Origin of the sequence: Bordetella genomosp. 1 (assembly GCF_002261335.1) — a bacterium.
Taxonomy (GTDB): Bacteria; Pseudomonadota; Gammaproteobacteria; order Burkholderiales; family Burkholderiaceae_B; genus Bordetella.
Map to the genome: position 1 here is coordinate 628,775 of NZ_NEVL01000004.1, position 25,213 is coordinate 653,987.

Below are 25,213 nucleotides of genomic sequence, written 5' to 3' on the forward strand. Positions count from 1 at the left end.
CGAGCCTGTCCGACATGCGCCGCAGCGGCGAACCGACGATCCGCGCCGGTGTCCGGCCCCCAGGTCCAGACCAAGGGGCTCTGACGCACGGGCCGTTCAAACGGGTCCACCCACACGGGCCGACCCAAACGCGCCGACCCGTTTGGATGGACCTCACGGCGCGAGCGCAGGATCGACCGCGACGGCGATCTTGCCGCGCAGGCCGTTGTTGGGGCTTTCCAGCCGGGCGTGGGCGCGCGCGATGTCGGCCAGCGTATAGACGGCGCCCACGTGCGGCCGCAATTGGCCGCGTTCCACCAGCGCGCCCAGCTCGTCGAGCTTGCCGCGGTTCTGGCGCGTGAAGACCATGTGATAGCTGGCGTTCTTGCCCCAGGCCTGGATCAGGTTCTGCGGCTGCGCGATGTCCACGATGGAGACCACGCGGCCCAATTGCGCGAGCACGTCGGGGCTGCGCGCCAGCGTGTCGCCGCCGATGGTGTCGAACACGACGTCCACGCCGCGCCCGCCCGACGCCCGCATGACGGCGTCCACGTAGTCTTCCTTCTCGTAGTCGATCGTCACGTCGGCCCCCAGGCCGCGCGCGAACTCGGCATTTTCCGAGCGCACGGTGGTGTACACGCGGGCGCCCATGGCCTTGGCCAGCTGGATCGCCACGTGGCCCACGCCGCCGGCGCCGCCGTGCACCAGCACGCTTTCGCCCACGCGCAGCGCCGCGCGCACGACCAGCGCCTCCCACGCCGTGCCGCCCACCAGCGTGAGGCTGGCCGCCTCGAGATGGCTCAGCGAGGCCGGCTTCCTGCCGACGATGCCTTCCGCGGCCACGTGGTATTCGGCATAGCTGCCCTGCCCCTCGAAGATCTGCGGCGTGTACCAGACCTCGTCGCCCGGGGCGAACGCGGTCACGCCCGGCCCCACCGCCTCGACCACGCCGGACACGTCGTGGCCGGTGATCGCGGGCAGCGGCACCAGGTCGGGATAGTCGCCGCGCCGGACCTGGTAATCGAGCGGGTTGATGGACGTGGCATGCACCCGCACCAGTACCTGACCGGCTTGCGGCACGGGCTTGGGCACGTCACGCAGCGCAAAGGATTCGGGGCCGCCAAACTGATTCAGCACGATCGCTTTCATTGAACACCTCACTTCTGGAAAAAGGGATATCGGGAAATACCGATATATACGAGTAAAAAATTTTGGAATGAAGACCTACAACGCCTGCCCGATGTGCTCGGCGAGCGCCTTGATGTTGGCCTCGTTGCGCTTGTAGTAGGTCCACTGGCCGATGCGCCTGACCTCGACCAGGCCGGCACGCTGCAACGTGGCCAGGTAATCGGACACCGTCGACTGCGACAGCCCGACCCCTTCCTGGATGCTGCTGACGCAGACGCCGACCGTGTTCACATCGCCCTCGTCCTGCGGGGGGAAATGCCGGGCCGGGTCTTTCAATCCCTTGAGGATGTCCAGACGCGTGCGGTTCGACAGGGCTTTGAAGACTTCGAGCAGATCCATGGACCGAATCATATCGAGATTTACCGATATGTCAATACCAGGCAACCGCGGAAGCGCAGCCGTCGTGCCGCGGCGATGCCAGGGATCCGGGGGAAAACAGAGAGGAAGATGGCCCGCCCTACACGATTCGAACGTGTGACCGCTCGCTTAGAAGGCGAGTGCTCTATCCAACTGAGCTAAGGGCGGGTTGCGGAAAGCGCGCAATTCTACCGCGTGGCGGCAGGGGCGGCGTGCGCGGCGATTTTACCCTGCCTGCTCGAGCGTGGGCGGCGGCTCGGCGTCGGCGTCCATCGCGTCGGAGGTCGACACCCACAGCACCAGCGCGTCTTTCTTGCTGCGGCTGATCACCCGATGGCCCATGCGGCTGTCGATGTAGAAGCATTCGCCCGCCTTGAGCCGGGCTGGCGAATAGAACTCGGTGTGCAGCTCGATCTCGCCTTCCAGCACGTAGACGAACTCTTCGCCGCGGTGGCGGCTCCAGTCGGCGAACTCGTCGAACGAGCGCGCCTTGACCCGCGTGCGGAACGGCATCATGCGCTTGTGCGACAGGGCGGTGCACAGCAGCAGGTGATCGTAGTACGGCGTCTGGTAGGGCCGGCCTTCCTCGCCGTGATTGACGCTGCGCCGGCCGGTGCCCATGTGTTCGGCGGGCGACATGAACAGCTCGGCCACGTCGAGCTCCAGGCCGGCCGCGATCTTGAGCAGGTTGTCGTAGGTCGGCGACAGCAGATTGTTTTCGATCTTCGACAGCGTCGACGCGGCCACGCCGCTGGCCTGGGCGGCCTGCTTCAGCGTCCAGCGCCGCTCCTGGCGCAGGGCCCGCAATCGCAGCGCCAGCGCGCTTTCCCGTTTATCTTCCATCGCCTGAATACATCCGTCATCCGCGCGCCTGCCGTTCGCGTAGCCAGTCGCGCGCCTGGTACGACCAATAAGTGAGTTGCACCGCCGCGGTGCCGAACGGCCCGCCGTTCCAGGCCAGCCCGAACGGCTCGAACAGCCGGTAGCGCTCGGATTCGCCGGTGATGCCCTCGGCCACGACACGCCCGCCGATCGAGGTGGTGTTCATGCCATGGCCGCCGAACGCCGTGCAGTACCAGACGCCCTCGCCCAGCCTGCCGATCTGGGGCATCAGGTGGCGGGCGTAGGCCATGCGGCCGGACCAGGCGGCGTCGACGCGCAGCCCCTGCAACTGGGGATACACCGACAATAGTTCGCGGCGCAACGATTCCGCCAGGTCGGGCGGATCGCTGATCCGGGTCGTGATTCTACTGCCCCAGCCGATGCGCCCGCCCGGCAGCACGCGATAGTAGTTGCCGGCACGGCGCGTGTCGCCGATCGCGGCGTCGGTGCGGATCGCCTCGCGCACCCGCTCGCCGAGGGGTTCGGTCAGCATGATGTAGGTCGCGATCGGCAGCATCGCGCGCCGCAGCCGCGGCACCACGCCTTCGGTGTAGCCGCCGGTGGCGAGCACCACCTGGGCCGCCTCCAGCGTGCCCTGCGCGGTGGCGAGCCGCTTGACCGGGCCGGCGAGAGCGGCGGCGTTCACCGCGCTGCCCTCGTGGATGCGCACGCCCAGCCGCACGCACTCGCGCGCCAGCGCGCGCGCGTAGTTGAGCGGATGGAAATGGAATGAGCCGGGATCGTCGATGCCCTGGAAATAGACGTCCGACACCAGGCGCTCGCGCACCTGCGCGCGCGACAGCACCGAGACCTCGCGGCCGAACACCGAGCGCTGCTCGTCGCACCAGCGCTGCAGCTCCTCGGTGCCCTCGTGGCGCAGCACGCGCAGCCGGCCGTCGACCTTGTGCGCCTCGGTGATGCCGAGCGCCGCGATGTTGTCGCGGATGATCTCCACCCCTTCCATCGACAGGCGGTAGAGCGATTGATAGTGCGACTCGCTGACGTGGCGGCGGATCTGGTCGGCGCCGGCCGAAAAGGCCGGCGACACCGAGCCGCCGTTGCGGCCCGAGGCGCCCCACCCCACGCGCTGCGCCTCCAGCAGGGTCACGGCGCGGCCGCGTCGCGCCAGCTCCAGCGCGGTGCTCAGGCCCGCCAGGCCGCCGCCCACGACGGCCACCTCGGTCTCGGCCGCGCCCGCCAGCGGCGCGTGACGGGTGTCGGGATCGGCCAGCGTGCGGGCATACCAGGTGTCGACGTAGTCGTTCTCGGCGGCGGACATCCGCGCTCCTTTCAGTGCAGCGACGCCGGCGCGAGCCGGCCCGACACGCGGCGCTCGACCCAGTTGGCCAGGCGCAGCAGCGGATAGCAGTAGACGAAGTAGACGGCCGCGATCAGGCCGTAGATGAACAGGGTCTTGGCGGGATAGGTGATCATCAGCACCTCGCCCTGGCGCGTGAGCTCGGACAGGCCGATCACCGACAGGATGGCCGTGCTCTTGATCAGCATCACGTAGACGCCGCTCATGGGCTGCACGATCAGGCGCATGGCCTGCGGCAGCACCACCAGGCGCAGCACCTGCAGCCGGCGCAGGCCGAGCGTGAGCGCGGCCTCGGTCTGGCCGCGCGGCACCGACTCGATCGCGCCGCGCACGATCTCGGCCACATAGCTCGAGGTGTAGACCGACAGCGCCACGAAGGCCGCCATGAACGACTCCCAGTGCAGCCACTCGATGCCCGTGCTGGGCAACACGAAATAGAACACGTAGAGCTGCACCAGGAAGGGCGTGCCGCGCAGCAGGTGGATGTAGACGCCCAGCAGCTGGTGCGCCACCGGCACGCGGTAGCTGCGGATCACGCCGATCACGAAGCCCAGCGCCGAGCCCGCGATGATGGCCAGCGACGAGATCTTGAGCGTCTCCAGGAAGCCCTTGAGCAGGAAGGGCATGACGGTGAGCGCGGTATCGATGTAGGGTTGCATGCTCACCTCGTGTTCCAGGCCGGGCCGGCCAGCCACAGGCGCACGCCCTGCGAGATCAGCAGCATCACGCCGTAGATCAGCAGGTAGCCCACCGCGATGGTGAGGAAGCTCTCGTTGGGCACGATGCGCTCGCTGTTCATCAGCACGCCGGCCGCCACCAGCTCGAACACCGTGATGAGCGACAGCAGCGAGGAATCCTTGATCAGCACCGCCGCCTGGCCCACCAGCGGCGGCAGCGTGTTGGCGAAGGCCTGCGGCAGCACGATGTAGCGCAGGCGCTGCAGGTAGCTCATGCCGACCGCCTTGCCGCCCTCGATCTGGCCGCGCGGCACCGACGCGATGCCGGCGCGCACGATCTCGCTGACATAGGCGCCGTGATGCAGCGTGAGCGCCACGATGCCCAGCGCCAGCTCGCTCCAGCCCTTGGACGCCGGGATCAGCGCGGGCAGGCCGTAATACACCAGGTAGATCTGCACCAGCAGCGGCGTGGCGCGCACGAACTGCACGTAGCCCGCCACCGGCCGCCACAGCAGCGCGCGCGCCGACATGCGGCCCAGCGCCAGCGGCACGCCCAGCAGCACCGCCAGCACCAGGCTGGCGCCGGCGGCGATCAGGGTGTTGCCCAAGCCCCGCAGAAACGGGTCCGTGTACTGGACGACGATGCGCCAGTTGTAATAATCAAGCAGCCAGTCCATGGACCCCGTTCCGCCTCAATGCTCTTTTTTCCACTCGGTCGAGTACCAGTACTTCACGGTCTCGGGCAGCGTGTTGTCGGCGGTCTTGAGCGAGGCCCAGTTGTCGAGCCAGAACTTCAGGCGCACGGCGGTGGGCGCCACGGCAAACGCCAGCGGCTCGCGCACCATCACGCCGTCGAGCACGCGCAGGTTGTTGAAGTCGGCCAGGAACTGGTTGGCGGTGGAGAGCGACATGATGCCGGCGTCGAGACGGCCCGACGAGAGGGCCTGGCCCACCGGCGCGCTGCCCCCCGAGAACTCTTTCAGCGTTGCCTTGGGCAGCATCTTCTTGCCCACTTCCGCATAGGTGGACGCGCCCAGCGCGCCGACCGTCACGCCGGCCTTGTCGAGCTCGGCGTACGACTTGTAGGGCGAGTCCTTCGGCACCACGGCCACGGTGTCGGCATAGAACATCGGCACCGAGAACAGCAACTGCGCGGCGCGCTGCGGCGTGGGCGTCATGTCGGCGGCGATCATGTCGGCCTTGCCCGACAGCAGCGCCGGGATCAGCCCCTTCCATTCGTAGTCCTGCAGCACCAGCTTCACGCCCAGGTCGTCGGCCATGCGCTGGGCCAGCACCACGGCCAGGCCGGTGCGCTTGCCGTTCTTGTCCATGAAGCTCATGAGCGGCCCGGAGGTCTGCACCGCCACGCGGAATTCGCCGCGCTTGAGGATGTCGCCGAGCTCGTCCGCCTGTGCGGGCGCGCTCGCGCCCAGGGCGGCCACGGCCGCCACGGTGGCCAGGCCCAGCCAATGTTTGATGTTCCGCATTTTTTTACCCCTTCTGCCTTTGGTGATGTGATGCCCGCGTTGCGGGTTGCCGGCCGCGCTGCACCGGCGCCTGGACTGCTGGGACTGCAAAGCCACGGCGCCGCGCGGGGCGGCGCCGCTTCAGAGAATCTGGTCGAGGAAGGCGCGCGTGCGCGGGTGGGTGGCGTGGCCGAACAGCTCGGCCGGCGTGCCGCGTTCGACGATGCGGCCGGCGTCCATGAACATCATGTGGTCGGCCACGTCACGCGCGAACCCCATCTCGTGCGTGACCACCGCCATGGTCATGCCGTCGTGCGCCAGCTCGCGCATCAGCGCCAGGATGCCGCCCACGGTTTCGGGATCGAGCGCCGAGGTGGCCTCGTCGAACAGCATCACCTTGGGCTGCATCGCCAGCGCGCGCGCGATCGCCACGCGCTGCTGCTGGCCGCCGGAAAGCTGGCTGGGATAGCGCTTGCCCAGCTCGCCGATGCCGACGCGCTCGAGCAGCGCCTGGGCGCGCTCGCGCGCCGCGCCCTCGGCCTCGCCGCGCACCACGCGCTGCGGCAGCACGATGTTGTCGAGCGCGGTGCGGTGCTGGAACAGGTTGAAGTGCTGGAACACCATGCCGACCTCCGCGCGCCAGCGGTTCAGGTTGGTGGCGGGGTCCGACAGCGAGACGCCGTCGATGCGGATCTCGCCGGCGTCGATGGTCTCGAGGGCGTTGAGAGTGCGCAGCAGCGTGCTCTTGCCCGAGCCCGACGGACCGATGATGACCATCACCTCGCCGCGCCCGAGCTCGCAATCCACCTCGGTGAGCGCCGGGTGCGGCGGCAGGCCGGGACGTGCAAAGCACTTGCTGACGGACTGCACCTGGACCAGCGGCTGGGACATCGGTCAACCTCGAAAAAAGATTTCGCATTTGACGTCGGAGTTTCGTATAGTAAATTTTTTCTCCGAAATTCGACTTAGGCATAACCCTGAATCGGCTCATCAAACCTAGAGGAAACGCCATGGAAACCCTGACGGCGCTGCTGCGCGAACTTGGCCTGGATCCGGCCGCACTGGCCAACGGCACCCTGCCCGCGCGCAGTCCGATCGACGGCGCCATCCTGGCGCAGGTGCCCGAACACACGGTGGCCCAGGCGCATGCCGCGATCACGCGCGCGCGCCACGCCAGCCGCGCCTGGCGCGACGTGCCGGCGCCGCGCCGCGGTGAGCTGGTGCGCCGCTACGGCGAGAGCCTGCGCGCGCACAAGCAGGCGCTGGGCCGCCTGGTGGCGCTCGAGGCCGGCAAGATCCTGGCCGAGGGCGAGGGCGAAGTGCAGGAAATGATCGACATCTGCGACTTCGCGGTCGGCCTGTCGCGCCAGCTCTACGGCCTCACCATCGCCTCCGAGCGCCCGGGCCACCGCATGATGGAGACCTGGCATCCGCTCGGCGTGATCGGCGTCATCAGCGCCTTCAACTTCCCGGTGGCGGTGTGGTCGTGGAACACCGCGCTGGCGCTGGTCTGCGGCAACGCCGTGGTCTGGAAGCCGTCGGAGAAGACCCCGCTCACGGCCCTGGCCTGCCAGGCACTGTTCCAGCGCGTGGCGCAGCAATTCGACGATGCCCCGGCGGGCCTGTCGGAGCTGCTGATCGGCGGCCGCGAACTGGGCGAGGCGCTGGTCGATTCGCACGACGTGGCGCTGGTGTCGGCCACCGGCTCGACCCGCATGGGTCGCCAGGTCGGCCCGCGCGTGGCGCAGCGCTTCGGCCGCGTGCTGCTCGAGCTCGGCGGCAACAACGCCATCATCGTCGGCCCCAGCGCCGACCTGGACATGGCCGCGCGCGGCATCGTGTTCGGCGCCATCGGCACGGCGGGCCAGCGCTGCACCACCACGCGCCGCCTGATCGTGCACGAGTCGGTGGCCGACGCGCTGCTGACCCGCCTCAAGCGCGCCTATGCCAGCGCCACGGTGGGCAGCCCGCTCGAGGCCGGCACGCTGGTGGGACCGCTGATCGACCAGGCCGCGTTCGACGCCATGCAGGCCGCGCTCACGGCCGCGCGCGAACAGGGCGGCACGATCACCGGCGGCGAACGCCTGCTCGAAGACACCTGGCCGCAGGCCTGGTACGTGCGCCCGGCCATCGCGGAGATGCCGGGCCAGAGCGACGTGGTGTGCCACGAAACCTTCGCGCCCATCCTCTACGTGATGCGCTACACCGACTTCGAGCAGGCCATCGCGCTGCAAAACGCCGTGCCGCAGGGGCTGTCCTCGGCCATCTTCACCAATGACCTGCGCGAGGCGGAAACCTTCCTGTCGGCCTCGGGCTCCGACTGCGGCATCGCCAACGTCAACATCGGCACCTCGGGCGCCGAGATCGGCGGCGCCTTCGGCGGCGAGAAGGAAACCGGCGGCGGCCGGGAATCCGGCTCCGACGCCTGGAAGAGCTATATGCGGCGTGCGACCAACACCATCAACTACTCGCGCGCCCTGCCCCTGGCCCAGGGCATCAAGTTCGGAGAATGAGGCCTGGCGCGCGTCGCGGGGCGATCCGCGGCGCGTGCCGCCCCCGGCCGCCGGCAGGAATTGACAGGGTTCTTACAAGCCGTTTCGGCGCCCGCCCGGCCCGATGCTAAAGTGGCCTGTCCTCATTGTTGCCATCCGACCCAATGTTCCTCCTTTCCGTCACGCGCGGGCAACGCACCCCGCGCCTGGCCCGACTCGTGCTCGGCGCCGCCGGCACGCTGTGCACCCTCTCCGCCGCGCACGCCGGCATGTCCTACCGTCTCGACCGGCCCGCCGCGGGCCCCGGTGAAACCGTGCGCGTCGAGGCGGTGTATTTCAACGACGGCGACGCCCGCTCGCGCTTCCAGCCGCCGCCGCAGCTGGTGCTGCAGTGGCGCGGCGCCGATGGCGCTACGGTGCGCACGCTGGCCACCCTGCAGGGCGAGCCCACGCCGGTGAGCGTGCCGGTGAACAACTTCGCCCGGCTGGCCTGGACCGCACAGGTGCCGGCGCAGGCGCGCGGCCTGCAGGCCGTCACCATCGAGGGCGAAAGCGCGATGATGGCGCTCGACACCACCGGCGCCACGGGGTCGGCCACGGTGGCCGCCGCGCCCGCCACCGTGCCGGTCACGGATCCGGGCACCGGCCAGCCGGTGCCGCCCGCCGTGGTCACGGCCGCCGGCGCCCAGCCCGAGCAGGGCCCGTCGCCGGTGCAGGTGGCACGCGCCGAACCCGGCACCCCGGCCGCCGCCTTCGAGACCTTCCGTTCGGCGATCTCCGAATACGAGCCCATGTATTTCGACCTGGGCACGCGCGGCCGCACCACGGCCCGCTTCCAGCTCAGCGCGAAGTACCGCCTGTTCAGCCCGCAGAGCGGCCAGCAGGCGCGCTGGAGCGAGAACTTCTATCTCGGCTACACGCAGACCTCGCTGTGGGACCTGCAGGGCGACTCGATGCCCTTCATCGACACCACCTTCAATCCCAGCATCTTCTGGCTCAACAACAGCCTGTGGAGCTCGCCGAGCCAGACCTGGCGGCTGGGCATGAACACCGGCGTCGAACACCGCTCCAACGGCAAGGACGGCGATGATTCGCGCTCGGTGAACGACGCCTACGTCGAGCCCGCGATGTTCTACCGCTTCGACGGCGGCAGCACGCTGTCGTTCGCGCCGCGCGTGCGGGCCTACTTCGGCGTGGCCGACGAGAACCGCGACTTCTCCAAGTACGCTGGCCACGTCGACTGGAAGCTGCGCTGGGCCCAGGATGGCGGCGCGGTGGTGTCCGCGCTGTATCGCCAGGGCGATGCCGGCCGGCGCACGACGCAGCTCGATTTCAACTGGCCGCTCAAGCGCACCTTCCTCAACATGAACGGCTATCTGCACCTGCAGTACTTCAACGGCTACGGCGAAACGCTACTGGGATACAACCAGCGCAACGAATCGCAATTCCGCATCGGCCTGTCGCTGGTGCCCTGAGGCCGGCGCGCAGCCATAACTGGTAATGCTTTCCAGCAAACGGAAAGCGCCCGCCCTGACATGATGATCGCCCGGCCTGTAGCATGGTCCGGGCGATTTTCATTGAAGGAGTTCCGCGTATGTCTTTCCGCACGCTGAAGTCGACCACGGTCGCATTCGCCCTGGCCCTGGGCTCGCTCGGCATGGCGCACGCCGCCGAACCCGCCGGCACGGCCGCCGGCCAGGCCGCCGCGCAGGCGCAGGCCGCGCCGCAACTGCAGCAGATCAGCGCCCTGGAAGGCAAGCTGACGTTCAAGCTGCCCCAGAACTTCGCGCGCGCCCCCGGCGACGGCGAGACCCCCGATGGCGGCAACAGCCGCGTCTTCATCCAGAAGGAAGCGCGCCAGGTCGTGGTGGTGAGCGAGACGCCCACGCTGTCCGACGTCAAGGCGCAGGACAACGATCCCGCCTTCCTGACCGGCGCGGTCGTCGGCTTCGTCGACCAGCAGAAGGAGGTCGCGCCCGACTACAAGAAGACGGGCGAAAAGACGCTCCAGACCAAGGCCGGCCTGGGCCTGCGCCAGGTCGACGCGACCAGCACCATGAGCGGCACCGCCACGATCTCGACCAGCCTGCTGGGCGCCTCGGGCCAGAAGCTGGTGGTGGTGCAGGTGGTGTCGCGCGCCGAAAACCCGCAGGGCCACCAGGCCCTGGTCAAGAGCGTGATCGACTCGATCCCGGCCACGCCGCAATAAGGCCAGCCGCCGCGCTGTCGGCCGTGCACGCCGCGCCGGGTCGTCCCCGCGCGGCGTGTGGCTTTCTAGCCCTTGCCGCGCAGCAGGCGCGGCCGCTTCACGCCGGCGCGCCAGGCCCGGTCGAGTTCGCGCATCATCCAGTCGTAGACTTCCTTGGTGATGCTGCGATCCGCCATCATGGCGGCCATGCTCTCGCGCCCGCTGCGCAGGGCATACAGCATCAGCAGGCGCCGCTCCAGCACCACGGTGTAATGGCCGTGCCGCGCGCGCATCTCGTCGAGCACCGCCGTCACCGAATCGATGCGCGCCTGCAGCACCGTGTCCAGCAGATTGGCCAGCCGCTCGCCCAGCATGGGCAGCAGGCTCACGCGCAGATAGCTGCGCAGCTGCTCCAGCACCGCACGCCGGCACACCAGCAGCTCGAAGCGGTTGGCCAGGCGATAGACCAGCAGAGCATCGAAACCGTAGCGCTCGTGCAGCGTGTCGGCGAGCCGATCGAGCAGGTGCGGCTCCAGGATGCGGCGCGCGGCGCGGTTGTAGCCCAGCCGCCCTTCCACGCGCGCCGCGTCGACCATCAGGCCGGCGTTGCGCATCATGTGGTCCAGGTTCGAGATGGTCACGATGCCGTCGCCGTACTGCGGGATCAGGTCGCGCTCCTTGGTGGCCAGCGCCACCAGCCCGATCGTCACCCGCTCCTTTTCCGAGACCGCCGCGTCGAGGTCGAGCTGCACCGCGCTGGCGCTCACGTCGCGCTCGTATTCGGCGTTCACGGAGGCCGCGGTCTCGGGCGGAATCTTGAAGGCCGCGGCCGCCGCGCGCACGGCATCGGCCACGTCGCGCGCCGACAACTTGAGCGCCTGCTGCTGCAGCGCCTGGTCCTGCGCCGAAAGCTGCGTCAGGCCCAATGCCTGGATCACGCGACGCAGGGTCGAGCCATTCACGAACAGGCTGAACAGCACGAAGCCGGTGGCGAGGATGGCCACGAAGTGGCGCGCGCGCTCGGGCAGCGCGGTGTCTTCCGCGATGCCGAGCGCCAGCACCAGCGTGACCGCGCCGCGCAGGCCGCCCCACGCGATCGCCAGCTTGTAGGCGGCGCTCACCGGCTCGGCCAGCCGCAGGCGGCTCAGCAGCGGAAACAGGCCGTACAGCACCAGCATGCGCGCGCCCAGCGCCGCCGCCACCACCACGGGCAGCAGGGCCAGGTCCCATAGCGTGGCGCCATCCAGCAGATACGGAATGCGCACCGCCGCGAGCAGATAGACGGCCGCGCCCGCGATGGCGGCGATCTGGTCCCAGATGATGCGCAGGTGGCCCCACAGCGCCGGCTTCAGGCGCGTCGGGCCCATGCCGCTGATCATCAGGCCCGTGGCCACCACCGCCACCACGCCGGACACGCCGAGGTACTGGTCGGCGATCAGGTACACCGGATAGGGCAAGGCCAGCGACAGCGCCACCTCGGCGTTGCCGCCACCGCCCAGGTACGGAAACAGTCCGGCCGCGACCCGGCCGACCAGCGCACCGAACAGCAGGCCGCCGAAGAAGGACACGGCAAGCTGCGTGAGGCCCGCCAGCGGCGTGGCCGTGGCGGCATTGCCGGTGAGGTAGGCCAGCAGCACGCCGGAGATCGCGATCGCGGCCGCGTCGTTGAGCAGGCTCTCGCCCTCGACCAGCCGCGTGAGCCGCGCCGGCGCGCCGACCTCGCGGAAGATCGCGATCACGGCCGACGGGTCGGTCGTTGCGATCACCGCGCCGAGCAGCAGGCCCACCGCGAGGCCGCCGGCACCGAGCCACGCGACCGACAGGCCCACCACGACGGTGGAGACGAACACGGCCACCACGGCCAGCAGCAGCACCGGCGCCACATCGGAGGCGAGTTCACGCACATTGACCGAGAGCGCGGCCTGGAACAACAGCGGCGGCAGGAACACCCAGAGATAGGCCTCGGCCGGCAGCTTGGGCGAGATCAGCGGATCGAAGAACAGCCGGCCCATCTCGGGCAGCGCGAAAGTTGCGCCCGCATACAACGAGGCCAGCGCCACGCCGACCAGGCACAGCAGGCTGGACTCGGGGATGACGAGGCGGGTGGAGACGGCCTGCACGGCGGCGATGATGGCCAGCAGGCTGGCCAGCAGCAGCAAGGTGTTCGCGAGCATCTCTGTGATTCGGACCGGATGAGGATGTCGCTCGTCACTATACGCCAGGGCCCGCGCGGCTTCCGGCGGCGGCGCGCCGAAAAAAAAGTGCCCCGGGCGTGAGCCCGGGGCCAACTCGAGGTTCCTATTGCGAATTGCCGCGACCGGTTCGGGGGAAAGCCGCGGCAGAACCATAGTAGTGAGCGGGCCGTGCCGCGGCCTTGATCGAGGTCAAATGCGCGCCAATCGGGCGCGGTGCCCTATAGTGGAGTCCTGGGCGCGCGGCGCCCGCTCGCCGGAGATCCCCATGCCCTTGCGTATCGGTATCGTTGCCTGTTCCGCCGAAGGCGCCGCCCTGTGCTATCGCACCCTCTGCGCCGAGGCCGCATCCTTCGGCGGACGTCCCTACGATCATCCCGAGATCCTGCTGCACGGTCATTCGCTGGGCGCCTATGTCGAATGCCTGCAGGCGGACGACCTCGACGGCGTGGGCGAGCTGATGCTGTCTTCCGCGCGCCACCTCACCGAGGCGGGCGCCGAATTCCTGATCTGCCCCGACAACACCATCCACCGGGCCCTGCCGCGCATCGAAAACCGGTCGCCGCTGCCCTGGCTGCACATCGCCGACGAGGTGGCGCGCCACGCCGCACAGAACGGCCTGCGCCGCATCGCGGTGATGGGCACGCGCTGGCTGACCGAGAGCGACGTCTACCCTGCCGCGCTGTCCGCGCGCGGCCTGCAGTGCGTGCTGCCCGACCCCGACACGCGCGAGCTCATCGGCCGCATCATCATGGACGAACTCGTGCGCGGCCAGCAGCGCTCCCTGTCGATCGACCGGCTGTGCAAGATCGCCGCGCAGTTCCGGCTCGATGGCTGCGACGCCATCGCGCTGGCCTGCACGGAGCTGCCGCTGGTGCTCGACGACACCAATTGCGGCATGCCCACGCTCGACTCCACGCGCCTGCTGGCGCGCGCGGCGCTGCGCCGGGCCTACCGCTGAGGCGGCGGCGCGGCCGGGCACACCGGCCCGGCCCAGGGTTTCCCCTGAATTCCGCCCCCGCGCCCGGGGCCGGATGGAACTCATCCGGCGCGTTTGTCACGCATTGCTATCGGCACGTCATCGCGCCCGAGACGCGCGCGTGCCCGCAGCCCCCCGGAGGAGAGTCCACGATGAGCAAGGAAAATGTGTTGAAGCTGTGCCAGTTGGCCGCCACCGACAGCACCCTGGCGGCGCAGTGGCTGGCCTCGACCAAGCTGGCGCTGCCCGAAGCGGCCGCCGCCATGGCGGCGCTGTCGCAGCAGCTGGATTGCCCGTTCACCGCCGAGCAGTTCATCGCCGTGGTGAACGAGTATGCAACCGGCGTGACGCCGGCGGGCGCCTGATCAGTTGCCGCGCTGGCGCGCGATCATCTCGCGCTGGAGATTGTTCACGTAAGCCTGGATGCGGATGCGCGTCGGGCCTTCGAGGTTGACGTAGGAGCAGCCGATCCGGCGCAGCATCTTGCCCTTGCTGGCTTCGTGGTCGTGGTGATGGACCACGCGCAGCGTAATGGCGAACGCGCCGATCTCCGGCAGGCTCAACACGCCTTCGAAGTCGCCGCCGGGCGTCGTGTCGAGCGCCTGTTCGTCGTCGACCAGCGCCAGGCCGGTGGAGGAGATGTCTTTGAGCGAGAGGGTCAGGCGGCGGCCGGCCATCGACCAGGTCGCGGGCTTGAGCACCGGCACCTCGATGCGGAACGAATCGCGGCGCTGCATGCGCGACACGGATTCCGGCAGCGGCATCACCAGGGCGGGACGGCCGTCGTATTCGCTGACCCGCACATTGCGGCCGCTGAACGCCACGCGGATGTTTTCGAGCGAGGTTTCGAACGAGACCTTGTCGCCGGCGGCGATGCGCTCGTTGATGGCGCTTTCCTGGGCGGCGTCGAGCACCAGCAGGCCCCGCTGGGCGTCGACCGCCAGCACCGAGGTCACGCTGTTGATCGGCCGGCCGGGCACATGGACGAACACCAGCGCCGCGCGCTGCATGATGGTGAGCATGAGGTGCGCGATCTCGAGAGGAGTCGTCACCAGGTAGTCTTCTTGGTCCATGGCCGTGGCTGCGTATGAGGAGGTGTAGCGCGCAAAGTCAGCTCTGGCGGACCGAGGGGTCCGGGCGCTGTCAGCATGCCCGTGAATAGTTACAAATTCACTGCGAATTTACGAGAGTTTACACCTGAGCGCGCGGCGCCGGTAGGCATCGACGCGCGTTTGCGCACAATTCGGGCGCGAATATGCAACATATCGCGCGAATGTTTCATGTCCGAGTTGCGCGGGCGGGGCCGCCCGCGCTGCGCGCCTGCGATATCGGCGCGGCGGCCGGCCCGCGGATCGGGGCCGGCGCGCCCGGGCTCAGTTGGTGGCCGGCGCGGGCGCGGCCTCGGTGCCCGTTCCGGGGTCGCCCTGGACCACCCGATTGCGGCCCTGGCGCTTGGCCTGGTAGAGCCCGCGGTCGGCCACCTGGATCAGGTCGGTGCTGGGCCGGGAGCCGTCGGGGGTGACGGTGGCGGCCCCCACGCTGATGGTGAGCCACTGGCCGCTGCCGCCCGCGTGCGGCAGCTGCATGCCCTCGACCGCGCGGCGCAGCTTCTCGGCGATCAGGCGCGTGGCGCCGGCCGACTTGCCCGGCAGCACCAGCGCGAACTCCTCGCCGCCGAAACGCGCGGCCAGGTCGGTGGAGCGGTCGCAGCAGCTGAAGATGGTGCCGGCCACGCGCTTGAGCGCCTCGTCGCCGGCGATGTGGCCGTAGATGTCGTTGTAGGCCTTGAAGTGGTCCACGTCGATCATCAGCAGGCTGATCTCGCGGTTGTCGCGCGCGGCACGGGCCCACTCGGCGCCGAGGTATTCGTCGAGGTAGCGGCGATTGCCCAGCCCCGTGAGGCCGTCGGAGTTGGTGAGACGGCGCAGCTCCATGTTGCTTTCGAGCAGCTGCTGCTGGCTCTGGCGCAGCGCCTGGTAGGCCTCGTCGCGCTGGACCATCGCCAGGTAGGAGCGCGAGTGGTAGCGCAGCCGTGCCACCAGCTCGATCGTGTCGGGCAGCTTGACCAGGTAATCGTTGGCGCCGGCGCTGAACGCCGCGCTCTTGATCTCGGGATCTTCCTTGGTGGACAGCACGATGATCGGGATGTCGCGCGTGACCGGATGCGAGCGGTAGGCCTGCACCAGCGTGAGGCCGTCGACGCCGGGCAGCACCAGGTCCTGCAGGATCACGGTGGGGCGGGTCTGGATCGCAACCTGCAGCGCTTCGTGCGGGTCGGAGCAATAGTGAAAGTCGATGTTGGGCTCCGACGACAGCGCGCGCCGGATCGCTTCACCCACCATGACCTGGTCATCCACCAACAACACCATCGCGGCATGCGGCTGCAACACCACCTGCTCGGGTCGATCGTCGTTAGGAGGGTACATAGTCTGTTTCCTTCAATACTTGAGTCGGCGCGCTCAGGCAAAGGCCTGGATCAATCTCGGCGCGATCGCATCCAAGGGCCTGATTTCCTGCGCGGCGCCCAATGCCGCCGCTGCCTTCGGCATGCCATACACGGCGCTGGTCGCCTGGTCCTGCGCGATCGTGAGACACCCCCGATCGCGCAGCGCCTTCAGGCCCCGCGCGCCATCCTGACCCATGCCGGTCAGCAGCACTCCCACCACCGCGCCGCGCCAGTGCCGCGCCACGCTGTGGAAAAAAACATCGATCGAGGGCCGGTAAAGGCTCTCGCGCGGCTCGCGCGTGTACGCCAGCCGCCCGTCTTCGTGCATGACCAGATGGTCGTCGGTACCGGCCAGCAGCACTTCGCCGGCCGTCGGCACGTCGCCATTGGCCGCGAGCCGCACCGGCAGCGCGACCTGGTCGTTGAGCCAGCTCGCCATGCCGGCCGCGAATATCGCATCGACGTGCTGCACCAGCACGACAGCCGCCGGATACGTGGCGGGCAGCGCCGACAGCAGGCGCGCCAGGCTGGGCGGGCCGCCCGCGGACGCGCCGATCACGACCATGCGCTGCGGCCCTGCCGGCCCCGTGTCGGTCGACACCGGCGCCAGGTTGGGGCGGCTGCGCTTGCCGTAGCGGCCGATCAGCCAGCCGATGTTGCGGATCTTGCGCAGCAGCGGCTGCGCCGCCTCGCGCAGGTCGGCCCCGCCGAGCACCGGCGTATCGACGGCGTCGAGCGCGCCGTGACCCATGGCATCGAACACGCCCGAGGTGTTGCGCGTCATGTCGGAGGTGACGATGACGATGGCACAGGGGCTTTCGGCCATGATGCGGCGCGTGGCCTCGACCCCGTCCATGACCGGCATGAGCAGATCCATGAGGATCACGTCGGGCCGGTCGGTGGCGCTGTGCGCCACGGCCTGCGCGCCGTCCGTGGCGACCCAGGCGATGGAAAAATCAGGTTCGAGCGACAAGGCGCGCCGCAGGGTCTCGACGGCCAGCGGCATATCATTGACGATCGCTATTCTCACGATCCAGCGTTCCCGATCAGGTCTGCGACGGCGTCCAGCAGGGCGTCGTCATGAAAGCTGCCCTTGGCCAGGTAGTAATCGGCGCCCGCATCCAGCCCGCGGCGCCGATCCTCCTCGCGATCTTTATAAGAAACGACCATCACCGGCAGAACCTGCAACTGCGGATCTGCCTTGATCCGTGAAACCAGCTCGATGCCATCCATGCGCGGCATGTCGACGTCGGTGACCACCAGATCGAACGGCTCGCTGCGCAGCATGTTCCATCCATCCATGCCGTCGACAGCAACTGCTACATCGTAACCCCGGTTCAGCAAGAGCTTGCGCTCCAACTCGCGCACCGTCAATGAGTCGTCGACCACCAGCACCCGCTTGCGCCGCGACACCACCTGGGCCGGGCCCTGGTGCTCGACGCGGGCCAGCCCGCCGCCGTCGATGAGCTTCTGCACGGAGTGCAGCAGATCCTCGACGTCGAGGATCAGGAGCGGCGTGCCGTCGTCCATGAGCGAACCGGCCATGACGTCCTGCACCTTGCCCAGGCGCGGGTCGAGCGGCTGCACCACCAGCGTGCGCTCGCCGATGTAGCGGTCGACCGTGACGCCATAGAGGTGGTCATGGTCGCCCAGCACCACCACCGGCACCTCGTCGCCCGCGGGCGGCGGACCGTCGTAGCGCAGCAACTGCCGCGCCGACACCAGGCCGACCTGGCGCTCCTGGAAGCGGAAATGCTGATGTCCCTCGAGCTGCTCGATTTCGGCCGCCGGCACCTGCAACGCGTACGACACGTAGGCGAGCGGAAAGGCATAGATCTCGCCGCCGATCTCCACCAGCAGACTGCGCACCACCGACAGCGAGAGCGGCATCTCCAGCACGAAGCGGGTGCCCTGCCCGAGCGTGGTGTGCACGCGCACCGTGCCCCGCAACTTGCGTGCCATGGTCTGTACCACGTCCAGCCCCACGCCGCGGCCCGAGATCTCGGTCACCGCCGTACGCGTGGAGAAGCCCGACAGGAACAGGAATTCCAGCAGCTCGGCCTCGCTCAGGCGCTCCGCCGTCTCGGCGGTGGTGAGCTTGCGTTCCACCACCTCGCGGCGCAGCCGGCCCAGGTCGATGCCGGCGCCGTCGTCGGCGATCTCGATCAACAGCATGCCGGCGCTGTGGCGCGCCGACAGCGTGATCACGCCCTCGGCCGGCTTGCCGGCGGCGGCGCGGTCCGCGGCCGACTCGATGCCGTGGTCGACCGCGTTGCGCAACAGCTGCATCAGCGGCGCATCGAGCTTTTCCATGATGTCGCGATCGACCTCGGTCGCCTCGCCGCGGATCTCCAGCCGCACCTGCTTGCCGAGCGAGCGGCCCAGGTCGCGCACCATGCGCGCCATGCCGCCCAGCCCGTCGCCGAACGGCCGCATGCGGCAGGCCAGCGCCGTGTCGTAGAGCCGTTGCGCGAGGTGCGACATGCGCCAGCCGAAGTCGTCGACCTCGCTCACGCGCTCGGCGAGCTCGTGCTGGCACTGCTGCAGCAGGCGCGTCGCGTCCTGCAGCGCGGCCTGGGCCACGGCGGCGTCGCTCGCGCCCTGCACCATCTCGAGCGCGCGGCCGGCCTGGGCCTGCAGGCGCTTCAGGCGCAGCATCGATGCCGAGAACGGCCCCATCCAGTGTGACTCGACCAGGGTCTGGCTCGACAGGCCCAGCAATTGGTTGAGCGTGTCGGCGGTGACGCGCAGCACGCGCTCGCCGTCGGCGTTGCGCTCGGTGCGTTCGGGCTGGTCGCCGCTGCGGCGCGAGGGTATCGCCGCGTCCGCGGGCGCGGCGGTCGATGTGTGCAAGGGCGCCTGCAAGGGCGCCTGCAAGGGCGCGGGCACCGGCGCGGGCATAGGCGCGCCCAGCGGCTGCGGGTCCGGCCGGGGCGGCGCTGCGGCGGCCGGCACGCGCGGCGCGGGCGGCGGCGTGCTCACGCCCTCCGGCTGGGCGCTCAGGCGCGCCACCAGCACGTCGATCTCGGCGTCGAGGTCGGCGCCGGGCTCGGCCACGCGCTGCAACAGGTCGGCGCCGGCCAGCAGCGCGTCGATATCCGTGGGGCTCAGCCGCAGCCGGCCCTGCTGCGCCGCCACCAGGCAATCTTCCATCGCGTGCGCGATGCGCACCGCGGGATGCAGGTCGACGATGCGCGCGGCGCCCTTGAGCGAATGGGCCGCCCGCATGCACGCCTCGAGATGATGCGACGAGACGGGGTCCTGCTCCAGCGCCAGCAGCCCGTTGTTGAGCACCTGCACCTGGGTGCGGGTCTCGATCTGGAACAGCTCCAGCAGCGACGCGTCGCGCATCTGATCGGGGTTCACGCCAGGCTCCTTTCCAGGGCCTGGGCGAGCAGGCTGTCATCGAGCAGGCCCACGGCCCGGCCATCGACGCGGATCACGCCGCGCGAATACTTCAGCGGCGCCTGCGCCACCGTGCTGGGCAGCGCCTCCAGCGCGGTCGCGGACACGCTGTGCATGCCCGAGACCTCGTCCACCGGCAGCACCAGCTTGCGATCCTGGCCGCCGAACACCAGCATGCGGGCCTCGGCGCGCTCGCGCACGCCGGTCGCCGGCGCCTGCTCCAGCTCGAGCAGCCGCACCAGCGACACACAGACCGTGAGGTTGCCGCGCACATTGGTCAGGCCCAGCACGGCGCGGTCGCGCCGATGCGGCAGGCCATGGATGGGCCGCGGCGACGCGACCTCCGACAGCGCGCGCGACGGCAGCGCCAGCCACTCGCGCGCCACGCGGAACACCACCACCATCAGGGCGCGTTCGTCGGTGGCATGCCACAGCGGATCATCGCGGCCCGGCTCGTGCGGCCGCGCCGCCGCCTGCAGCGGGATGCGGTCGAGCAGCTGCCGCGCCGCGGCGGCATAGATCGCGCAGTTGCGGCAGTGCACGTGCTCGCGCAGCCGCTCGCAGCTGTGGTCGCCATGGATGCCGATGCGGTTCCAGCAATCGTCGACCTCGTCGCGCAGGATCGGCCGTTCAACCATGCTGGCCTCCCGCACGCTGCGCGCGGTCCTGCAGGCGCGCCGCGCCCTCGGCATCGCCGCGCGCCGCCACCAGGGCCGCGAGATGCAGCAGCGCCTCGCGATGACGCGGGTCCAGGTACAGCACCTTGCGGTAGGCGGCCTCGGCGTCGCGCGGACGGCCCGCCGCATCGTGCAGCAGGCCGCACAGATGGAAGGCCGCGACGCTGCCGCCGTGAGTCTCGATGTGGCGCGCACACAGCGCCAGCGCGTCGTCCAGGCGGCCCAGGTTGGCCAGCTTCTCGACCACGGCCAGACCGGCCTGCGCCGCCGCCTCCACGGCCGGGGCCGGCGAGAGCGGTGCCGCGGCACGCATGCGCGCGGCGGCGGGCGCGGAACGCGCCGTGGGCAGGCGCGACGGCTGCCAGGCCGGGGCGGCGGCACGGCTCGCGGTCGGTCGGGCCGAATCAGGCCGGGCCGCGTCAGGTCGAGCCGCGTTCGCGGCCTCCTTGCGCGCCGGCCGGAATGCGAACGCGCGCGGCACCGGCACCGCGACGTAGCTGCGCGCGGTCAGCAGGCTCGCCTCGGCGGGCCCGACGAACATCACCCCGTCGGGGCGGGTCAGGCGGGCCAGCACCTGGATCGCGCGATCCTGGGTGGCGCCGTCGAAATAGATCAGCAGGTTGCGGCAGAACACGAAGTCATAGGGCGGTTGATCGCGCAACAGCGTCGCATCGAACAGATTGCCCGCCATCAGCCGCGCGCTGCGCTGGATCGCGGGCGACAGCGCATAGAGCCCGTCCTCTTCGCGAAAATGCCGGTCGCGGAACGACAGGTCGTCGCCGCGGAAGGAGTTGCGGCCATAGCGCGCGGCGCGCGCCACGTCGAGCGCGCGCTCGCTGATGTCGATCGCATCGATCGAAAACTGCTGCGGCGGCACGCCCGCATCGTTAAGGGCCATGGCGATGGAATAGGGCTCCTCGCCGGTCGAGCAGGGAATGCTGAGCACCCGCAGCAGCACCTCGCCGCCGGCCGCCAGCTGGCGCGCGCGGGCCAGGTCCACCAGGGTCGAGAGCGATTCGGGATAGCGGAAGAACCAGGTTTCCGGCACCACCACGGCTTCGACCAGCTGCTGCCGTTCGGCCGGCGACACCTGCACGTGACGCCAGTAGGCATGCTCGTCGGCCAGGCCGCAGGCGCCCTGGCGCAGGCGCACGGCGCGCTCGACGGCCGCCTGGCCCACCGAGCCCGTGTCCAGGCCGATCTCGCGCTTGAGCAGGGCGCTGAATTCGGGCAGCAGGTTCATGCGCCCTCCCCGGCCGGCGCGAACAGCATGGCGCGCGCCTCGTCGGTCAGCAGATCCTGCACATAGACCTTCTGCACCATGCCCAGCGCATCGCTGATGACGGGACCGAGATAGCGCGCGGCCTCCTGGTGCACGCCACTGGGCTGGAAGGCCGAGGGATCGAAGTGCGCGGTCTCGGTCGCGCCCGCGAGCAGCAGGCCCAGCACCTGGGTCGGGCCGCCGGGGTCCGGGTTGTAGCGCGCCAGCGCCAGCCGCGTGCTGGTCAGGCGCGGCGCGGCGCCGGCGCCGGCCAGCGCGCTCACGTCCACCACCGGCACCGGGGTGCCGTCATGCTCGAACACGCCGGCCACCCAGGCCGGCGCGCCCGGAATCGCCTTGAACGGCACCAGCGGCCGCACCGCCAGGATGTCGCGCGCCTCCAGGGCGTAGCGATCGCCGCCGATGCGAAACAGCAGATAGAGCCGGCGCCCGCCGATATGGCTGGTGGGCGGCGCGGCGGCGGGCAGGTTGGCCATGGGTGTGCGGGTCGCGGGCTGCGGGGTCACACCTTGAAGCGCGACACGCCGCTGCGCAGGTCGTTCGCCACCAGCGTCAGGTCATCGATCGCGAGGCTGGACTGGCGCAGCGACTCGACGGTCTGCTGGGCCGCGTCGCTGAGCTGCTGCAGGGCCTGGTTGATCTGTTCGGCGCCGGTGGCCTGGGCCTGCATGCCCTCGTTGACCATCTGTACCCGCGGCGCAAGCGTCTGCACCTGCTGGATGATCTGCGTGAGCTGGTCGCCGACCTGCTGCATCTCGCTCATGCCGCGGCGCACTTCCTCGGAGAACTTGTCCATGCCCATGACGCCGGCCGACACCGACGACTGGATCTCGCGCACCATCTGCTCGATGTCGTAGGTCGCCACCGCGGTCTGGTCGGCCAGGCGGCGGATCTCGGTCGCCACGACCACGAAGCCGCGGCCGTACTCGCCCGCCTTCTCCGCCTCGATGGCGGCGTTGAGCGACAGCAGGTTGGTCTGGTCGGCCACCTTGTTGATGGTGGTCACGACCTGCGTGATGTTGCCGGCCTTCTCGTTGAGCACGGCGAGCTTGGCATTGACCGAGCCGGCCGCGTCGACCACGTTGCGCATCGTGTCTTCCATGCGCGCCAGGCCCACCTGGCCGCTGCCGGCCAGCGAGGCGGTCTGCTCGGCCGCGCCCGACACCTCGGTCATGGTGCGCACCAGGTCGCGCGAGGTGGCCGAGATCTCGCGCGAGGTCGCGCCGATCTCGGTCGTGGTGGCGGCCACCTCGGAGGCGGTCGCCTGCTGTTGCTTGGACGTGGCGGCGATCTCGGTGACCGAGGTCGCGACCTGCACGGCCGAGCGCTGGGTCTTGCCGACCAGGCCGGTGAGCTCGTCGACCATGCCGTTGAAGCCGGTCTCGATCATGTTGAATTCGTCGCGCCGCGCCAGCTTCAGGCGCCGGCTCAGGTCGCCGCTGCCGGTGGTCTCGAGCGTGCCCACGATGGTGCGCATCGGGTTGACGATGGCGCGCATCAGCAGCAGGCCACAGATCAGGGCGGCGGCGATCGCCAGGCTGAGCGAGGTGATCATCCCCACCTTGGCCTCGGCCACGGCCGCCTGGATGCCCAGCGCCGACTCATCGGCCTGCTTCTTGTTCTCGGCCACCATCTTGGCCAGGATGTCGCGGCCCACGTAGAAGGCCGGGCGCAGCTGCGTGCGGATCTGCTGGCGCGCGAGATCCGGATTGGCCAGCATCTCGGGCGTGAGCAGCGTGGCGCGGATGCGCATGTAGTCGGCCAGCGCCTTCTGGAAATCGTCGAACAGCTTGCGGTCGTCGTCGCGCATCACCGTCTTGGCGTAGGCCAGCTCGAGATCGTCGAGCGCCTTGTCGCTCTGGGGCAGCCCCACCAGGCCGGCGCGCCGCTCGGCCTCGGTCTCCTGCACATAGGCGTCCTGCACCAGCACGAAGCCGGCGAACCAGGCCGCCCGCACCGAAGTGCTGTAGTAGATGCCGGGCACGGCGTCGCTGTTGATCAGCTCGGCTTCGCTCTCGATATGCAACAGTCGCCGGTAATCGACCACGACCATGAGCGTCATGATGGCCAGAATGACCAGGAAGCTGGCCATGATGCGCTGACGCAGCGTGAAGTTCTTCATAGTGGGCGGGCCTTAGGGAGCGACGGCGGACGGGCGGGGCCACGATGGTCCCCGCCTACGTCACGATTATTGCAGTGCTTTGCAAGATTGGCGCGAAAAATAACACAGCCGCCTGGGCGCAAAGCGTCGCGAATTTCATAGTGTGAAATAAACACAACGGCGCGGTTGGCGGCGCCCGCGCCCCCTCTCCCGTTCCCTGCGGCGCCGGCGCGCGGCCGCGGTCGACGCCGCCGATTCGGTGCAAACCCTGCGCTGACAGGGCGCCACCCGCCCGATACACTTCGGCCAGAGCCGCGCGCACGACGTGGCCGACAACCAACGATTTCATGGGGAAGAGACGGCCGCCGGCGCCTGCCGCTGCGGCCGTCCGCGTTGCCCTGGGATCGCGCCATGGGGCAAGGCATGTTCGCGGATCTGAATCACCTGTCGCACCACGCGGCCTGGCGGCGGCAGCTCGAGATGCTGCTGGAATCGGCCGGCTCGGGCATCTACGGCATCGACCTGCGCGGGCGCTGCATCTTCATCAATGGCGCCGGCGCCGCCCTGCTCGGCTACACGCCCGACGAGGTGATCGGGCGCAACATGCACTATCTGATCCATCATTCCCACCCCGACGCGCAGTTGATGCCGGTGCACGACTGCCGCATCTTCCAGGCCTTTCGCGAGGGCCAGGGGGTGCAGGTCGACGACGAGGTGCTGTGGCGGCGCGACGGCAGCAGCTTCCCGGCCGAATACGCCTCCTACCCGATCCGCGACAACGACCAGGTGGTGGGCGCCGTGGTGACCTTCGCCGACATCTCCGCGCGCAAGCGCATCGAGCGCGAGCTGCAGGCCACCCACGCCCTGCTCGAGCGCCGGGTCGAGGAACGCACCGCCGAACTCACCCGCACGCACGACACGCTGCGCCGGCTCAGCGCCCACCTGAGCACCCTGCGCGAGGAAGAGCGCGCCCACATCGCGCGCAACATCCACGACGACCTGGGCGCCTCGTTCACGGCCCTGCAGCTGGACCTGAACTGGCTGGCGCGGCGCCTGCCGGCCGAGCCCGCCCTGCAACAGCACCTGGCGCGCATGATCGCGCTGACCACCAGCGCGATGGGCGCGACCCGCCGCATCCTCAACGATCTGCGCCCGGTGGTGCTCGACCACCTCGGCCTGTGGGCGGCGCTCGAGGCCCTGCTGCAGGACGTGCAGTCGCGCGGCGAGCTGGCCTGCCGCTATCTGTGCCCGCCCGCCGCCGAACGGGTGCGGCTGGGCCGCTCGGCGGAGATCGAGGTCTACCGCATCGCGCAGGAGCTGCTGACCAATGTGCAGCGCCATGCCCGCGCCACCCAGGTCACGCTGGCCATCGCGGTGCGCGCCGACCTGCTGGAGATCACGGTGGAGGACGACGGCGCGGGCCTGCCGCCGCAGCCCGCCGCGGGCCAGTCCTTCGGCATCCTCGGCATGCGCGAACGCGCGCGCGCCATCGGCGCCACGCTGGCCTTCGACAGCGCGCCCGGCGCCGGCACGCGCGCCTGCCTGCAGATCGCCGGGCCCGGCCTGGCCGTCCTGAACGACTGA

Annotated in this window: 23 protein-coding genes and 1 tRNA gene; 6 read left to right on the forward strand and 18 right to left on the reverse strand. The window is 69.7% G+C overall.

The window, feature by feature from the left end:
- Positions 1–153 precede the first annotated feature (153 nt).
- The 9 genes from CEG14_RS19840 to CEG14_RS19880 all read right to left on the reverse strand — a co-directional run bounded on the left by CEG14_RS19840 (position 154) and on the right by CEG14_RS19880 (position 6,758).
- The gene (locus tag CEG14_RS19840) at positions 154–1,128 is read right to left on the reverse strand and encodes a zinc-dependent alcohol dehydrogenase family protein (protein WP_094828097.1); all 975 of its coding nucleotides are present in this window, start codon (positions 1,126–1,128) and stop codon (positions 154–156) included.
- A 75-nt stretch (positions 1,129–1,203) separates the two neighbouring features.
- Positions 1,204–1,506 carry an ArsR/SmtB family transcription factor gene (locus CEG14_RS19845; RefSeq protein WP_094828098.1) on the reverse strand — a complete coding sequence of 101 codons (303 nt, stop codon included), beginning with the start codon at positions 1,504–1,506 and terminating at the stop codon, positions 1,204–1,206.
- A gap of 109 nt (positions 1,507–1,615) precedes the next feature.
- Positions 1,616–1,692, reverse strand: a tRNA-Arg gene (locus tag CEG14_RS19850).
- 57 nt (positions 1,693–1,749) lie between these two features.
- Positions 1,750–2,367, reverse strand: coding sequence for a helix-turn-helix domain-containing protein (locus CEG14_RS19855; protein WP_094828099.1), 618 nt, complete (start codon positions 2,365–2,367; stop codon positions 1,750–1,752).
- A 16-nt stretch (positions 2,368–2,383) separates the two neighbouring features.
- Positions 2,384–3,685, reverse strand: a complete 1,302-nt coding sequence (locus tag CEG14_RS19860) for an NAD(P)/FAD-dependent oxidoreductase (protein WP_094828100.1) — start codon at positions 3,683–3,685, stop codon at positions 2,384–2,386.
- 11 nt (positions 3,686–3,696) lie between these two features.
- A complete protein-coding gene (locus CEG14_RS19865) occupies positions 3,697–4,383 on the reverse strand; it encodes an amino acid ABC transporter permease (protein ID WP_094828101.1) in 687 nt (228 codons plus the stop codon).
- 2 nt (positions 4,384–4,385) lie between these two features.
- A complete protein-coding gene (locus tag CEG14_RS19870) occupies positions 4,386–5,078 on the reverse strand; it encodes an amino acid ABC transporter permease (RefSeq protein ID WP_094828102.1) in 693 nt (230 codons plus the stop codon).
- A 15-nt stretch (positions 5,079–5,093) separates the two neighbouring features.
- A complete protein-coding gene (locus CEG14_RS19875; RefSeq protein ID WP_094828103.1) occupies positions 5,094–5,888 on the reverse strand; it encodes an ABC transporter substrate-binding protein in 795 nt (264 codons plus the stop codon).
- Between the two features lie 120 nt (positions 5,889–6,008).
- Positions 6,009–6,758 carry an amino acid ABC transporter ATP-binding protein gene (locus CEG14_RS19880; protein WP_094828104.1) on the reverse strand — a complete coding sequence of 250 codons (750 nt, stop codon included), beginning with the start codon at positions 6,756–6,758 and terminating at the stop codon, positions 6,009–6,011.
- A gap of 119 nt (positions 6,759–6,877) precedes the next feature.
- On the opposite strand from CEG14_RS19880, the gene amaB reads away from it, so the two are divergent.
- The 3 genes from amaB to CEG14_RS19895 all read left to right on the forward strand — a co-directional run bounded on the left by amaB (position 6,878) and on the right by CEG14_RS19895 (position 10,568).
- On the forward strand, positions 6,878–8,380 hold the full coding sequence (amaB, locus tag CEG14_RS19885) for an L-piperidine-6-carboxylate dehydrogenase (protein WP_094828105.1): 1,503 nt from the start codon (positions 6,878–6,880) through the stop codon (positions 8,378–8,380).
- Between the two features lie 143 nt (positions 8,381–8,523).
- The gene (locus CEG14_RS19890; RefSeq protein ID WP_094828106.1) at positions 8,524–9,834 is read left to right on the forward strand and encodes a phospholipase A; all 1,311 of its coding nucleotides are present in this window, start codon (positions 8,524–8,526) and stop codon (positions 9,832–9,834) included.
- A 119-nt stretch (positions 9,835–9,953) separates the two neighbouring features.
- On the forward strand, positions 9,954–10,568 hold the full coding sequence (locus CEG14_RS19895) for a hypothetical protein (protein ID WP_094828107.1): 615 nt from the start codon (positions 9,954–9,956) through the stop codon (positions 10,566–10,568).
- 65 nt (positions 10,569–10,633) lie between these two features.
- Here the strand turns inward: CEG14_RS19895 and CEG14_RS19900 are convergent, their stop codons facing one another.
- Positions 10,634–12,721: a cation:proton antiporter gene (locus tag CEG14_RS19900; protein WP_094828108.1), complete on the reverse strand. Its 2,088-nt coding sequence runs from the start codon at positions 12,719–12,721 to the stop codon at positions 10,634–10,636.
- Between the two features lie 286 nt (positions 12,722–13,007).
- Here CEG14_RS19900 and CEG14_RS19905 point away from each other — a divergent pair, with 286 nt between their 5' ends.
- Both CEG14_RS19905 and CEG14_RS19910 read left to right on the forward strand, forming a co-directional pair.
- Positions 13,008–13,700, forward strand: coding sequence for an aspartate/glutamate racemase family protein (locus tag CEG14_RS19905; RefSeq protein ID WP_094828109.1), 693 nt, complete (start codon positions 13,008–13,010; stop codon positions 13,698–13,700).
- Positions 13,701–13,870: 170 nt separating this feature from the next.
- Positions 13,871–14,083 (forward strand): hypothetical protein, encoded by a 213-nt coding sequence (locus CEG14_RS19910; RefSeq protein ID WP_094828110.1) that lies wholly within the window; start codon positions 13,871–13,873, stop codon positions 14,081–14,083.
- Here the strand turns inward: CEG14_RS19910 and CEG14_RS19915 are convergent, their stop codons facing one another.
- The 8 genes from CEG14_RS19915 to CEG14_RS19950 all read right to left on the reverse strand — a co-directional run bounded on the left by CEG14_RS19915 (position 14,084) and on the right by CEG14_RS19950 (position 23,650).
- Positions 14,084–14,791 carry a flagellar brake protein gene (locus CEG14_RS19915; RefSeq protein ID WP_094828111.1) on the reverse strand — a complete coding sequence of 236 codons (708 nt, stop codon included), beginning with the start codon at positions 14,789–14,791 and terminating at the stop codon, positions 14,084–14,086. It abuts the gene before it with no gap.
- Between the two features lie 300 nt (positions 14,792–15,091).
- Positions 15,092–16,144, reverse strand: a complete 1,053-nt coding sequence (locus CEG14_RS19920; RefSeq protein WP_218831345.1) for a response regulator — start codon at positions 16,142–16,144, stop codon at positions 15,092–15,094.
- 33 nt (positions 16,145–16,177) lie between these two features.
- Positions 16,178–17,194: a chemotaxis response regulator protein-glutamate methylesterase gene (locus CEG14_RS19925; protein WP_094828112.1), complete on the reverse strand. Its 1,017-nt coding sequence runs from the start codon at positions 17,192–17,194 to the stop codon at positions 16,178–16,180.
- A complete protein-coding gene (locus tag CEG14_RS19930; RefSeq protein ID WP_094828113.1) occupies positions 17,191–19,530 on the reverse strand; it encodes a hybrid sensor histidine kinase/response regulator in 2,340 nt (779 codons plus the stop codon). The genes CEG14_RS19925 and CEG14_RS19930 overlap by 4 nt, the downstream gene beginning before the upstream one ends.
- Positions 19,527–20,207: a chemotaxis protein CheW gene (locus CEG14_RS19935; protein ID WP_094828114.1), complete on the reverse strand. Its 681-nt coding sequence runs from the start codon at positions 20,205–20,207 to the stop codon at positions 19,527–19,529. The genes CEG14_RS19930 and CEG14_RS19935 overlap by 4 nt, the downstream gene beginning before the upstream one ends.
- Complete coding sequence (locus tag CEG14_RS19940; RefSeq protein WP_094828115.1) at positions 20,200–21,489, reverse strand: CheR family methyltransferase; 1,290 nt, start codon at positions 21,487–21,489, stop codon at positions 20,200–20,202. Before CEG14_RS19940 ends, CEG14_RS19935 begins: the two co-directional genes overlap by 8 nt.
- Entirely contained in the window at positions 21,486–22,004 is a 519-nt protein-coding gene (locus CEG14_RS19945) for a chemotaxis protein CheW (RefSeq protein WP_094828116.1), read from the reverse strand. The genes CEG14_RS19940 and CEG14_RS19945 overlap by 4 nt, the downstream gene beginning before the upstream one ends.
- A gap of 26 nt (positions 22,005–22,030) precedes the next feature.
- Positions 22,031–23,650, reverse strand: coding sequence for a methyl-accepting chemotaxis protein (locus tag CEG14_RS19950; RefSeq protein WP_094828117.1), 1,620 nt, complete (start codon positions 23,648–23,650; stop codon positions 22,031–22,033).
- A 402-nt stretch (positions 23,651–24,052) separates the two neighbouring features.
- Between CEG14_RS19950 and CEG14_RS19955 the strand changes: the two genes are divergently transcribed.
- The gene (locus CEG14_RS19955; RefSeq protein ID WP_094828302.1) at positions 24,053–25,213 is read left to right on the forward strand and encodes a PAS domain-containing sensor histidine kinase; all 1,161 of its coding nucleotides are present in this window, start codon (positions 24,053–24,055) and stop codon (positions 25,211–25,213) included.

What these genes read in the sequence shown, in the direction of transcription:
- CEG14_RS19840 (WP_094828097.1), bottom strand. Translation starts at nt 1,128, where the DNA reads ATGAAAGCGATCGTGCTGAATCAGTTTGGCGGCCCCGAATCCTTTGCG.
- CEG14_RS19845 (WP_094828098.1), bottom strand. Translation starts at nt 1,506, where the DNA reads ATGGATCTGCTCGAAGTCTTCAAAGCCCTGTCGAACCGCACGCGTCTG.
- CEG14_RS19855 (WP_094828099.1), bottom strand. Translation starts at nt 2,367, where the DNA reads ATGGAAGATAAACGGGAAAGCGCGCTGGCGCTGCGATTGCGGGCCCTG.
- CEG14_RS19860 (WP_094828100.1), bottom strand. Translation starts at nt 3,685, where the DNA reads ATGTCCGCCGCCGAGAACGACTACGTCGACACCTGGTATGCCCGCACG.
- CEG14_RS19865 (WP_094828101.1), bottom strand. Translation starts at nt 4,383, where the DNA reads ATGCAACCCTACATCGATACCGCGCTCACCGTCATGCCCTTCCTGCTC.
- CEG14_RS19870 (WP_094828102.1), bottom strand. Translation starts at nt 5,078, where the DNA reads ATGGACTGGCTGCTTGATTATTACAACTGGCGCATCGTCGTCCAGTAC.
- CEG14_RS19875 (WP_094828103.1), bottom strand. Translation starts at nt 5,888, where the DNA reads ATGCGGAACATCAAACATTGGCTGGGCCTGGCCACCGTGGCGGCCGTG.
- CEG14_RS19880 (WP_094828104.1), bottom strand. Translation starts at nt 6,758, where the DNA reads ATGTCCCAGCCGCTGGTCCAGGTGCAGTCCGTCAGCAAGTGCTTTGCA.
- amaB (WP_094828105.1), top strand. Translation starts at nt 6,878, where the DNA reads ATGGAAACCCTGACGGCGCTGCTGCGCGAACTTGGCCTGGATCCGGCC.
- CEG14_RS19890 (WP_094828106.1), top strand. Translation starts at nt 8,524, where the DNA reads ATGTTCCTCCTTTCCGTCACGCGCGGGCAACGCACCCCGCGCCTGGCC.
- CEG14_RS19895 (WP_094828107.1), top strand. Translation starts at nt 9,954, where the DNA reads ATGTCTTTCCGCACGCTGAAGTCGACCACGGTCGCATTCGCCCTGGCC.
- CEG14_RS19900 (WP_094828108.1), bottom strand. Translation starts at nt 12,721, where the DNA reads ATGCTCGCGAACACCTTGCTGCTGCTGGCCAGCCTGCTGGCCATCATC.
- CEG14_RS19905 (WP_094828109.1), top strand. Translation starts at nt 13,008, where the DNA reads ATGCCCTTGCGTATCGGTATCGTTGCCTGTTCCGCCGAAGGCGCCGCC.
- CEG14_RS19910 (WP_094828110.1), top strand. Translation starts at nt 13,871, where the DNA reads ATGAGCAAGGAAAATGTGTTGAAGCTGTGCCAGTTGGCCGCCACCGAC.
- CEG14_RS19915 (WP_094828111.1), bottom strand. Translation starts at nt 14,791, where the DNA reads ATGGACCAAGAAGACTACCTGGTGACGACTCCTCTCGAGATCGCGCAC.
- CEG14_RS19920 (WP_218831345.1), bottom strand. Translation starts at nt 16,144, where the DNA reads ATGTACCCTCCTAACGACGATCGACCCGAGCAGGTGGTGTTGCAGCCG.
- CEG14_RS19935 (WP_094828114.1), bottom strand. Translation starts at nt 20,207, where the DNA reads ATGGTTGAACGGCCGATCCTGCGCGACGAGGTCGACGATTGCTGGAAC.
- CEG14_RS19940 (WP_094828115.1), bottom strand. Translation starts at nt 21,489, where the DNA reads ATGAACCTGCTGCCCGAATTCAGCGCCCTGCTCAAGCGCGAGATCGGC.
- CEG14_RS19945 (WP_094828116.1), bottom strand. Translation starts at nt 22,004, where the DNA reads ATGGCCAACCTGCCCGCCGCCGCGCCGCCCACCAGCCATATCGGCGGG.
- CEG14_RS19950 (WP_094828117.1), bottom strand. Translation starts at nt 23,650, where the DNA reads ATGAAGAACTTCACGCTGCGTCAGCGCATCATGGCCAGCTTCCTGGTC.
- CEG14_RS19955 (WP_094828302.1), top strand. Translation starts at nt 24,053, where the DNA reads ATGTTCGCGGATCTGAATCACCTGTCGCACCACGCGGCCTGGCGGCGG.